This window comes from Streptomyces sp. NBC_00876, from assembly GCF_045207435.1.
Taxonomy (GTDB): Bacteria; Actinomycetota; Actinomycetes; order Streptomycetales; family Streptomycetaceae; genus Streptomyces.
Window position 1 is genome coordinate 5054088 of record NZ_CP108800.1, and the last position, 11565, is coordinate 5065652.

At 71.0% G+C, this 11565-nt stretch carries 9 protein-coding genes; 1 reads left to right on the forward strand and 8 read right to left on the reverse strand.

The genetic code is table 11. The features are described 5' to 3' along the window. Positions 1–41 precede the first annotated feature (41 nt). From OG782_RS22225 to OG782_RS22235, 3 genes are all read right to left on the reverse strand, one after another. Positions 42–1592: an FAD-dependent monooxygenase gene (locus OG782_RS22225; protein ID WP_406453605.1), complete on the reverse strand. Its 1551-nt coding sequence runs from the start codon at positions 1590–1592 to the stop codon at positions 42–44. 63 nt (positions 1593–1655) lie between these two features. Beyond that, positions 1656–2675, reverse strand: a complete 1020-nt coding sequence (gene rarD / locus OG782_RS22230) for an EamA family transporter RarD (protein WP_406453607.1) — start codon at positions 2673–2675, stop codon at positions 1656–1658. Positions 2676–2816: 141 nt separating this feature from the next. After that, positions 2817–3677, reverse strand: a complete 861-nt coding sequence (locus tag OG782_RS22235; RefSeq protein WP_406453609.1) for an SDR family oxidoreductase — start codon at positions 3675–3677, stop codon at positions 2817–2819. A 108-nt stretch (positions 3678–3785) separates the two neighbouring features. On the opposite strand from OG782_RS22235, the gene OG782_RS22240 reads away from it, so the two are divergent. Beyond that, positions 3786–4178, forward strand: a complete 393-nt coding sequence (locus OG782_RS22240) for a winged helix-turn-helix transcriptional regulator (RefSeq protein ID WP_406453611.1) — start codon at positions 3786–3788, stop codon at positions 4176–4178. Between the two features lie 117 nt (positions 4179–4295). Here the strand turns inward: OG782_RS22240 and OG782_RS22245 are convergent, their stop codons facing one another. The 5 genes from OG782_RS22245 to OG782_RS22265 form a co-directional block, all read right to left on the reverse strand. Further along, positions 4296–5354, reverse strand: coding sequence for a 2-oxoacid:ferredoxin oxidoreductase subunit beta (locus OG782_RS22245; RefSeq protein WP_406453613.1), 1059 nt, complete (start codon positions 5352–5354; stop codon positions 4296–4298). Beyond that, on the reverse strand, positions 5347–7302 hold the full coding sequence (locus tag OG782_RS22250) for a 2-oxoacid:acceptor oxidoreductase subunit alpha (protein WP_406453615.1): 1956 nt from the start codon (positions 7300–7302) through the stop codon (positions 5347–5349). The genes OG782_RS22245 and OG782_RS22250 overlap by 8 nt, the downstream gene beginning before the upstream one ends. Positions 7303–7753: 451 nt before the next feature. Then, complete coding sequence (locus tag OG782_RS22255) at positions 7754–8413, reverse strand: LuxR C-terminal-related transcriptional regulator (protein ID WP_406459210.1); 660 nt, start codon at positions 8411–8413, stop codon at positions 7754–7756. Between the two features lie 237 nt (positions 8414–8650). Beyond that, positions 8651–10006: a sensor histidine kinase gene (locus OG782_RS22260; RefSeq protein WP_406453617.1), complete on the reverse strand. Its 1356-nt coding sequence runs from the start codon at positions 10004–10006 to the stop codon at positions 8651–8653. Positions 10007–10285: 279 nt separating this feature from the next. Next, on the reverse strand, positions 10286–11497 hold the full coding sequence (locus OG782_RS22265) for a sensor histidine kinase (RefSeq protein ID WP_406453619.1): 1212 nt from the start codon (positions 11495–11497) through the stop codon (positions 10286–10288). Positions 11498–11565: the final 68 nt, after the last annotated feature.

Genomic DNA, 11565 nt, shown 5'->3' on the forward strand with positions numbered 1-11565 from the left:
ATAAGCAGTGCGTTAGCGGTGGATTACCCAACGTGACGCGCTTAAGCTCGCTCCAATGCCGCACCGCGCAGATACTCCCCGACCGCCCGGACGTCCGCGGCCCGGGTGATCAGCCCGATGTGGTTGTCCGGGCGGACCAGGACCAGCACGTCCTCGTCCGGCCCGATGCCGTAGGCCGCGCGGGCGTGCCCCTCGTCGTCGGTCAGGCCGAGCGCGGTGCCCGCGTCCACCGTGTGCGCCCGCAGGTCGTCGCCGTGCGCGGCGGCCGCTTCCCGTACCGTCCGGGCGGTGCCCGCGCCGAAGCCGAGCAGGGTGAAGTGCGGTCCGGCGAAGGTCTCGAACAGCCGGAGCGGTGCTCCCGTGGCCGCGTCGTGGCAGGGCGCGTCCGGGGCGCGGTCGCCCGCGCGCAGCCGGGCCGTGGCGCCGTCGCCGGCCAGGGAGCTCCAGCGGTAGCCGTTGCCCAGGCCGCTGGTCTGCGCGGAGATCGCCGAGTCCAGGCCGCCGCCCGGCTTCTTGATCGCCTCCAGAGTGGCCCGCAACTGTTCGCCGCTGAGGTCCAGGACGTGGGCGGCGACGGGGAGCCGCTCCTCCTCGTACGTGTCGAGCAGGGTCGGTTCCGCCCGCCCGGAGGCGACCCGGGCGAGCTTCCAGCCGAGGTTGTACGCGTCCTGGATGCCGGTGTTCATGCCCAGTCCGCCGGCGATGGAGTGCACGTGCGCGGCATCGCCCGCCAGGAACACCCGGCCCACCCGGTAGCGGTCCGCCATGCGCTCGTTGACGCGGTAGGTGGAGAGCAGCGAGGCCCGGGACAGCTGGGCGCCCGGCAGTCGTGTGTGCCTGGCGAAGAGCCGCTGGAAGCTCTCCAGCGACGGGGGTACGGGGGCGCCCGAGGCGTCGGTCTCGGGGCCGGCCTGGAACCACCAGCCCGACCGCGTACCCGGGATCGGGCAGAGCATCACGGCCCCGTCCTCGTCGAACCACTGGTGCCAGATGCCGCGGTCCGGCCCCTGCACCTCGACATCGCCGCAGACCATGGCCCGGGACTCGTCCGTCTTCCCCTCGAAGGGCACGCCGAGCAGCTTGCGCACCGTGCTGTGGCCGCCGTCGCAGCCGACGACGTACCGCGCCTCGATCTCCCCGCCGCCGGCCAGCTCGGCGGTCACGGACGGGCCGGCCTCGGTGAGCCCCACCAGCTCGGCGCCGAGCTCGACCCGTACGCCGTACTGCGCGAGCCGGGCCCGCAGGATCTCCTCCAGCCGCCACTGGGCGATCAGCCAGGAGCGGTCGTAGGGGGCGTCCGGCGCCGGACGCGCGTCGGCGAACGGGTCGGCGTCGGCGATCGGCACCCCGCCCCGGTACTTGCGCATCGGCAGCGGCGCGGACCCCGAGGCCAGGATCTCGTCGACGACTCCGAGGTCCTCCAGGACCTCCAGCGAGCGCGGATTGGGGCCCTTGGCCCGGGAGCTGCGCGGGAAGTCCGGGGCCTTGTCGATGATCCGTACGCCGACGGCCCGCCGGGCCAGATCGATGGCCAGGGTCAGTCCGGTCGGTCCGGAGCCGACGATCAGCACGGTGGTCGGGGAAGCGGGCATGGGTGACTCCTCGGTCGGCGTTTCCGGGGCCCTCATGGAAACGTAACCGAGTTAAAAAAGCAACTAGGTTGTAGTTGAGGTGGGGGTGGGGGTCTCCGTCGTGGCCGGGGCGGGCGTCTTCGTCGTGGCTGCGGCCGGAGTCTCCGTCGTGGCCGGCCTGGCCGCCGCGGCCAGTCGTGCGGCCTGCGCCTGTGCCCGCGTACGCCGTGCTGTCCGCAGCGCATCCCAGGTCAGCAGGGCGAGCGCCAGCCAGACCAGCCCGAACCCGGCCCACCGCTCCGGCGGCATCGCCTCGTGGAAGTACACGATTCCGAGCGCGAACTGGAAGACCGGGGCCAGGTACTGGAGCAGTCCGAGCGTGGAGAGCGGTACGCGGATCGCGGCCGCCCCGAACAGGATCAGCGGCACGGCCGTCACCACGCCGGTCGCGGCCAGCAGGGCCGCGTGCCCGGCGCCGCCGGAGACGAACGTCGCGTCGCCCCGGGCGCCCAGCCACAGCAGATAGCCCAGCGCGGGCACGAAGAGCACCGCGCTCTCGGCCGTGAGCGATTCCAGACCGCCCATGTTGACCTTCTTCTTCACCAGTCCGTACGTGGCGAAGGAGAACGCCAGGGTCAGTGAGATCCACGGCGGCTGTCCGTACCCGATCGCCAGCACGAGCACCGCCGCGACGCCGGTGCCGACCGCCACCCACTGCACGGGGCGCAGCCGTTCGCCGAGGAGCAGGACGCCCATGGCGATGGTGACCAGGGGGTTGATGAAGTAGCCGAGCGAGGCCTCGACGACATGGCCGTTGTTCACGGACCAGATGTACAGGCCCCAGTTGACGGTGATCACGGCCGCGGCGACGGTGATCAGCCCCAGCTTCCGCGGCTGCCGCAGCAGTTCACCGATCCATGACCAGCGGCGCAGCACCAGCAGGGCGACGGTGACGACGCCGAGGGACCAGACCATGCGGTGGGCCAGGATCTCGATCGCGCCGGCCGGTTTCAGCAGCGGCCAGAAGAGCGGGACCAGTCCCCACAGGCCGTAGGCGCTGAACCCGGACAGCAGTCCGGCCCGCTGTTCGTTCGTCCCCTTCACGGGCCCCTCCTGGCAGGTGTCCGTCAACGACTGCGTCGACCAGACGAAGGTAGCGCCGACGGGGCCCGGTGTCATTGCCGTATCGCCAGACGGTCATGACACCGGACCCGGGTCCGCCGTGGGCTCCCTGCCGTGTCCCCGTTACCGCGCGGCGACCGCGGCGGCGACGGTCTCGGCGAGCGGTGTCGTCGGGCGGCCGATCAGCCGGGCCAGTTCGCCGCTGGTGCCGGCCAGCCGGCCGCGCCGGACCGCCTCGTCCACGTCGGTGAGGATCGCCGCGAAGCCCTCGGGCACGCCGGCGCCGACCAGGATCTCCTGGTGCACGGCGGCCGGGACGTCCTTGTGGACGATCGTCTCGCCGGACGCCCTGGCGACCTCCGCTGCGTACTCCGCGAACGACCAGGCGACATCCCCGCTCAGCTCGTAGGCCTTGCCCAGGTGGCCCTCGCCGGTCAGGACGGCGGCGGCCGCGGCGGCGTAGTCGGCGCGGGTGGCGGAGGCGACCCTGCCGTCGCCCGCATTGGCCACGACGGCGCCGTGGGCCAGGACGGGTGCCAGGTTCGCCGTGTAGTTCTCGGTGTACCAGCCGTTGCGCAGGAAGGTGTACGGCAGGCCGGAGCCGAGGATCAGCTGCTCGGTCACCTTGTGCTCGGCGGCCAGCTCGAAGTCCGCCTCGGGGCCGCCCAGGATGCCGGTGTACGCGAGCTGCGCCACGCCCGCCGCCTTGGCCGCGTCGATGACGGCGGTGTGCTGGGCGACCCGGCTGCCGACCGCGTTCCCGGAGATGAGCAGCACCCGGTCGCCGGTCCGGAAGGCGTCGGCCAGCGTCTCGGGCCGGTCGTAGTCGGCGATCCGGAGCTCGACGCCGCGGGCGGCGAGGCCGGCCGCCTTCTCCTTGTCGCGGACGACGGCGGCGATCCCGCTCGCGGGGACGGTGGCCAGCAGCTGCTCGACGACGAGGCTGCCGAGCTCTCCGGTGGCTCCGGTGACGACGATGCTCATGGGGTTCTCCCTCTTTGGATGCTCATGTTCCCGTTCGCGCTCTCTGACACCCACCTTACGGTTGGCGCTAACTAAAGGAAAGTACCCACTTTGAGGTAAGGTACTGGCATGGGAGTAAGCAGTCAGGAGTACCGGCCGGACGTACGGCAGCCGATGTGCCCCTCCCGGCTGGTGCTGGAACACGTCACCAGCCGGTGGGGCGTCCTCGTGCTCGCCGCCCTGCTGGAGCGCCCGTACCGCTTCAGCGAACTGCGCCGCGAGGTCGGCGGCGTCAGCGAGAAGATGCTGGCGCAGACACTCCGGACCCTGGAGCGCGACGGCTTCGTGGACCGGGACGCCAAGCCGGTCATCCCGCCCCGGGTGGACTACGCGCTCACCGGGCTGGGACGGGAGGCCGCCGAGCAGGTGTGGGCCCTGGCGCGCTGGTCGGAGCGGCAGCTGGGCGCGGTGGACGAGGCGCGCACGGCGTACGACGCGCGCAAGCAGGAACGCTCCGCCTGAGGCGGGCACCCCGGCCGGGGCCCGAATCGCCGGCCGGCCCGTGAACGTCCCGTCGCAACGCGAAGCGCCGGCCGGGCCCGAGGGCGGGCCGGCCGGCGCATCAGGAACGGACCGGCGTCAGCCGACGACCGTCCAGTTGTCGTTGCCCGCGAGCAGCGACCCCAGGTCGCCCTTGCCGTTCTGCTCCACGGCGGTGTCCAGCTGGTCCGCCATCAGCGTGTCGTACACCGGCCGTTCGACGCTGCGCAGCACCCCGATCGGGGTGTGGTGCAGCGTGTCCGGGTCGGCCAGCCTGCTGAGTGCGAAGGCGGTGGTCGGCGACGCGGCGTGCGCGTCGTGGACGAGGATCTGCGACTGGTTCTCCTCGCTGACCGCGACCACCTTCAGATCACCCGTCAGTGAGTCCCGTACGACGCCCTTCGCACCGTCCGCGCCGAAGCGGATCGGCTGCCCGTGCTCCAGCCGGATCACCGCCTCCTCGGCCTGCTCCCGGTCCTTGAGGACCTCGAACGCGCCGTCGTTGAAGATGTTGCAGTTCTGGTAGATCTCCACCAGCGCCGTACCCGGATGGTCGGCCGCCGCGCGCAGCACGCTCGTGAGGTGCTTGCGGTCGGAGTCGACCGTACGGGCGACGAAGGACGCCTCCGCGCCGATGGCGAGGGACACCGGGTTGAAGGGCGCGTCCAGCGAACCCATCGGCGTCGACTTGGTGATCTTGCCGACCTCGGAGGTCGGGGAGTACTGGCCCTTGGTCAGCCCGTAGATCCGGTTGTTGAAGAGCAGGATCTTCAGGTTCACGTTGCGGCGCAGCGCGTGGATGAGGTGGTTGCCGCCGATGGACAGCGCGTCGCCGTCACCGGTGACCACCCAGACGCTCAGGTCCCGCCGGGAGGAGGCGAGTCCGGTCGCGATGGACGGGGCGCGGCCGTGGATGGAGTGCATCCCGTACGTGTTCATGTAGTACGGGAAACGGGAGGAGCAGCCGATCCCGGAGATGAAGACGATGTTCTCCTTCGCCAGCCCGAGCTCGGGCATGAAGCCCTGCACGGCGGCGAGGACGGCGTAGTCGCCGCAGCCGGGGCACCAGCGCACTTCCTGGTCGGACTTGAAGTCCTTCATGGACTGCTTGGCCTCGGACTTCGGCACCAGCGACAGGAGTTCGTTGGTCTCAGGCATCGATGGCCTCCTCGATGGCCGTCGCAAGCTGCTCGGCCTTGAACGGCATGCCGTTGACCTGGTTGTAACTGTGCGCGTCCACCAGGTACTTGGCCCGGATGAGCATGGCCAGCTGCCCGAGGTTCATCTCGGGGACGACCACCTTGTCGTAACGCTTCAGCACCTCGCCGAGATTCCGCGGGAACGGATTGAGGTGGCGCAGATGTGCCTGCGCGATGGGGCGTCCGGCGGCGCGCAGCCGGCGGACCGCGGCGGTGATGGGGCCGTACGTCGAACCCCAGCCGAGCACCAGGGTCTTCGCCCCCGCCGGGTCGTCGACCTCCACGTCCGGGACCTCGATGCCGTCGATCTTGGCCTGGCGGGTGCGGACCATGAAGTCGTGGTTGGCGGGGTCGTACGAGATGTTGCCGGTGCCGTCCTGCTTCTCGATGCCGCCGATGCGGTGCTCGAGACCGGGGGTGCCGGGGACCGCCCAGGGGCGGGCCAGTGTCTGCGGGTCGCGCTTGTACGGCCAGAAGACCTCGGTGCCGTCGGCCAGCTCGTGGTTCGGGCCGCCCGCGAACTGCACCCGCAGGTCCGGGAGCTGGTCGACCTCGGGGATGCGCCAGGGCTCGGAGCCGTTGGCCAGGTAGCCGTCGGAGAGCAGGAAGACCGGGGTGCGGTAGGTCAGGGCGATCCGGGCGGCGTCGAGCGCCGCGTCGAAGCAGTCGGCCGGGGTCTTCGGGGCCACGATCGGCACCGGGGCCTCGCCGTTGCGCCCGTACATGGCCTGGAGCAGGTCGGCCTGCTCGGTCTTGGTGGGCAGTCCGGTGGACGGGCCGCCGCGCTGGATGTCGATGATCAGCAGCGGCAGTTCGAGGGAGACGGCGAGGCCGATGGTCTCCGACTTCAGCGCCACCCCCGGCCCCGACGTGGTCGTCACGCCGAGCGCACCGCCGAAGGCGGCGCCCAGCGCGGCGCCGATGCCCGCGATCTCGTCCTCGGCCTGGAAGGTGCGTACGCCGAAGTTCTTGTGCTTGCTGAGCTCGTGCAGGATGTCGGACGCCGGGGTGATCGGGTACGAGCCCAGATAGACCGGCAGATCCGCCTGCCGGCCCGCGGCGATCAGACCGTAGGACAGGGCGAGGTTCCCCGAGATATTGCGGTACGTGCCGGTGGGGAAGGCCTGCGTGGCCGGGGCCACCTCGTAGCTGACCGCGAAGTCCTCGGTGGTCTCCCCGAAGTTCCAGCCGGCCCGGAACGCGGCCACGTTCGCCTCGGCGATCTGCGGCTTCTTGGCGAACTTGGCCCGCAGGAAGGTCTCGGTTCCCTCGGTCGGCCGGTGGTACATCCAGGAGAGCAGCCCGAGCGCGAACATGTTCTTGGAGCGCTCGGCCTCCTTGCGGGAGAGCCCGAACTCCTTCAGTGCCTCGATCGTGAGCGTGGTCAGCGGCACCGGATGGACGTTGTACGCCTCCAGCGAGCCGTCCTCCAGCGGATTGGTCGCGTAGCCCACCTTCGCCATCGGCCGCTTGGTGAACTCATCGGTGTTGACGATGATTTCGGCGCCGCGCGGCACATCGGCGATATTGGCCCTGAGTGCGGCCGGGTTCATCGCCACCAGTACGTTCGGCGCGTCGCCCGGGGTCAGGATGTCGTGATCGGCGAAGTGGAGCTGGAACGACGAGACCCCCGGCAGGGTGCCTGCGGGGGCCCGGATCTCGGCGGGGAAGTTCGGCAGCGTGGAGAGGTCGTTCCCGAAGGACGCCGTCTCCGAGGTGAACCGGTCACCCGTGAGCTGCATGCCGTCACCGGAGTCGCCCGCGAAGCGGATGATCACCCGGTCCAGACGGCGGATCTCTTTCTCGCCGGTTCCTGCTGCTGCGGACTGGGGGGCACGCTGTCCCCCTACGAGCGCCTCACTGGCCTCATCGGCCTGTTCGGCTGGGCTACTGACCTGGCTGGTCACTTACTGGACCTCCCTCGGCGCGGCGGCTCGGAACCATCCGGCCCGCCGGCGGTCCCGCGCCCCACCCTACGTCTGTAAGGGTCGCCTACCTCTGGCCGATCACATGGTGGACGGCATTTTGAGACGCTTATCGGCGCTGTTCCGTCATGATTCACCAGCCGCCTGGTTCCCCGTCGGACCCTCGCTGGAGACACCCGGGAGCGGATCACCTGTTCACCGTCCGGGTGCTGCCGGGGGGGCGCCCCGGCAGTTATCTGACAGGGTGTCAGATAACTGGGTGCTCCATCAGGGGTTCTGGCTGCTCCATCGGGATGGGCTTCATCGGGAGTGCTCTGCCGGGGGTGCGCCATCGGGATGGCTCTGTGCTCTGCCAGTGCTCCATCGGGAGTCCTCGGCCGGGAGTGTTCTGTCAGGAGTCCCCGGCCGGGAGTCCTTGGCCCGGAGTGCTCTGTCAGGAGTTCAGATAGGTCAGCACGGCCAGCACCCGCCGGTGGTCGCCGTCGCTGGGGGACAGCCCCAGCTTCTGGAAGATGTTGCTGACGTGCTTCTCCACCGCGCCGTCGCTCACCACCAGCTGCCTGGCCACCGCCGAGTTCGTCCGCCCCTCGGCCATCAGCCCGAGCACCTCGCGCTCGCGAGGCGTCAGCCCGGCCAGCACGTCCTGCTTGCGGCTGCGGCCCAGCAACTGCGCCACCACCTCGGGGTCCAGCGCCGTTCCGCCCTGCGCCACCCGGACCACCGCGTCCACGAACTCCCGTACCTCGGCGACCCGGTCCTTCAGCAGATAGCCCACACCCCGGGTGGACCCGGCCAGCAGCTCGGTGGCGTACTGCTCCTCCACGTACTGCGAAAGCACCAGCACCCCGATCCCCGGGTACTCCTTGCGCAGCCGCACCGCGGCCCGCACGCCCTCGTCGGTATGGGTCGGCGGCATCCGCACATCGGCGACCACCACATCGGGCAGCGCGTCCTGCCCGGCGAGGTCGCTCACCGTCTTGATCAGCGCCTCCGCGTCCCCGACGCCGGCCACGACGTCATGCCCGAGATCGGTCAGCAGCCGGGTGAGTCCTTCCCGGAGCAGTACCGAATCCTCGGCGATGACCACGCGCACCCTGTCCTCCACCACGACGCTGATTTCCCCACTGTTCGCTGTTCCCACCCGAATGCCGTTGCTGTCCAGCATCCCGTATCAGCGGTGACGTCGTGAGCGTTCGCCGGGTTGCGTCCCGGCGGACCGTTCCTCGCGGGGCGCCGGACACCAAGTCGCCGGACAACGGGCCGCCGCACAACAGACCGCCGGGCGGGCCCGGTGTGCGGGTCCGCCCGGCGGCCGGGTACGGGCAGGGGGTCAGCCGCGCCACGGGAGCTCGGCCGTGACCTTCGTCGGGCCGCCCACCGGGGAGTCGACGACCAGGATCCCGTCCACCGCGTCCAGCCGCTCGGTCAGCCCGGCCAGTCCGCTGCCCGATGTCAGGTCGGCGCCACCGCGCCCGTTGTCGGTGACCTGGAGCATCAGCCGGTCGGCCGACCGCCACACGTCGACCGAGGCGCGAGTGGCGCGGGCGTGCTTGCTGACGTTCTGGAGCAGTTCGGAGACGGTGAAGTACGCGATGCCCTCGATGGCCTGCGCGGGGCGGGACGTCAGGTCGACCTCGACCGTGACCGGGACCGTGCAGCGGGAGGCGACGGCGGAGAGTGCGGCGTCCAGTCCGCGGTCGGTGAGGACGGCGGGGTGGATGCCCCGGGCGAGGTCGCGCAGCTCCTGGAGGGCCACCTTGACCTCGCCGTGGGCCTCGTCGACCATGCGCGCGGCGGCCTCCGGGTCGTCCGTCAGCTTCTCCTTCGCCAGCCCCAGATCCATCGCGAGGGCGACGAGGCGGGCCTGGGCGCCGTCGTGCAGATCCCGTTCGATGCGGCGCAGGTCGGCGGCGGCCGTGTCGACGACCACACCCCGGTCCGACTCCAGCTCCGTGACGCGCGTCGCCAGCCGGGAGGGACTCAGCAGCCCGGCCACCATCAGCCGGTCCACGGAGGTGAGACCGCGGATGATCCACGGGGTGACCAGGACGACCGCCAGCCCGATGGCACTGGTCGCCCCCAGTTCGAGGTCGGAGTCCAGGTAGACCTGGTGGGTGGCGTCCCCGTACAGCTGAACGCCGCTGACCCCCACGTGCGTCGGGAAGATCCAGTGCCACAGCGGGTAGGTCAGGGCCGCCCAGCCCCACGCCCACATGGTCAGCGAGACGACGAAGGCGAAGACCGCCCACGGGAAGTGCAGCAGCGCGTAGAGGAGATGCCGCCAGGACACCCCGCTCTTCAGGACCGCCCCGACCCAGGACATCAGGCCGCCGGTCCGGCCGCGCACCGGCGCGGGGGCGGCCACGTCCAGATTCAGCAGACCGCGCGCCCTGGCCCGTTCCATCGCACCGAAGCCGCGGCACATGGCCAGCCCGCCGGCCAGAAGCGGAATCCCCAGAAAGGTGATGAGCAGGCCGGCACTCAGCGACGTCATGGTGACCGCGAAGACGAACAGCACGATGCTGATCGGCAGGCTCAGCATCAGATAGCCGAACTCGCGCCAGGTCCTGCCCTCGAAAGGCGCACGCAGCAGGGCCGGCAGGACGCGCTTCGTGGCGGGACGGTCCCCGGAGCCGCTTCCCGGCCGCTGAGGGTCCCGTGTGTCCCGTGCGTATGCGGTGGCCATGGGTTCCGTCCGTTTCTTCGGCTTCTCAGCCTGTTCGGCCTCGTCGGCTTCGTCGACTGCTTCGACTACTCGACTGCTTCGGTTCGTGAGCTGGTCTGTCAGGTCTGCGTCTGCGGACCGTGCGTACTTCAAGAGTGCTGGACCCGTGCGGGCGCGCACCATGAGGGCGGTATCCCTCTTCGAGCGGGGGTTTTCCCTACCATCGGGCCCCGGGGGCCCACGGGACCCACAGGCCCACAGGGCCCACGGGATCCTTGGGTGCCTCGCCGCGTGCCGGGGTCAGGCCTTGCGGCCGCCGGCCCCGCCCTTCTCGTTCCCGAGGCCGGTCTCGCGGTCGCGCCAGGGCAGCTCGGCGGTGACGGTCGTCGGACCGCCGGCCGGGGAGTCCAGGACGAACAGCCCGTCGACGGCGTCCAGCCGCTCCGCGAGCCCCGCCATCCCCGTACCGCCGTCCATCGACGCCCCGCCCCGCCCGTCGTCACCGACCTGGATCAGCAGCCGGTCGCCCGAGCGCCACACGTCGACGGACGCCGACCGTGCCCCGCTGTGCTTGCTGACGTTCTGGAGCAGTTCGGAGACGGTGAAGTACGCGATGCCCTCGATGGCCTGCGCGGGCCGTCCGGGCAGGTCCACCCCGACCGTGACCGGGACGGTGCAGCGGGAGGCGATGGCGGAGAGTGCGGCGTCCAGTCCGCGGTCGGTGAGGACGGCGGGGTGGATGCCCCGGGCCAGGTCGCGCAGCTCCTGGAGCGCCACCTTGACCTCGCCGTGGGCCTCCTCGACCATGCGCGCCGCGGCCTCCGGGTCATCGGTCAGCTTCTCCTTCGCCAGGCCGAGGCCCATGGCGAGGGCTACGAGGCGGGCCTGGGCGCCGTCGTGCAGATCCCGTTCGATGCGGCGCAGGTCGGCTGCGGCCGTGTCGACGACCACGCCCCGGTCCGACTCCAGTTCCGCGATGCGGCGTTCCAGGTCGTCGGAGGGCGAGAGCAGCCCGCGCACCATGCCCCGGTCCGCGTTGGCCATGAGCCGGGACGTATAGGGGAGCGCCGGCCATAGCACGAGGCTCACCAGCGTCACCGCGAAGGTGAGGACGCCCCACGGCAGCCGCATGAAGGAGTACAGCACCGCGCGCCAGCCCACCGGATCCTTCAGGCTCGACCACAGCCAGGCGAAGAACCCCTCCTCCCGGCGGACCCGGGACATCGGGCTCGGCTCGTCGATCCGCACCCCGAGCAACGCCCGCGCCCGGCCCCGCTCCGCCCGTCCCAGCAGCCGGGAACCCTGGAGCCCCAGCGCGAGCAGCGGCAGACCGATCACCGTGACCGCGAGCCCCACGCCGACGGCGACCATCAACACCGTGTAGACGAAACCGACGAGGGCGACCGGGAAGTTGGCAAGGAGATGTGCGACCTCCTTCCACGTCCACCGGTCGAAGGCGAAGCGGACAGGGGGCGGCCCGTCGTTGTCGGGTACCTGGGGGCTCATCGTCATACGCCCACCCTGCCGGGCGCGGCACCCGGACGCCATGGTGCTCATGGGTGGGGCGAAGTAGGGATAAC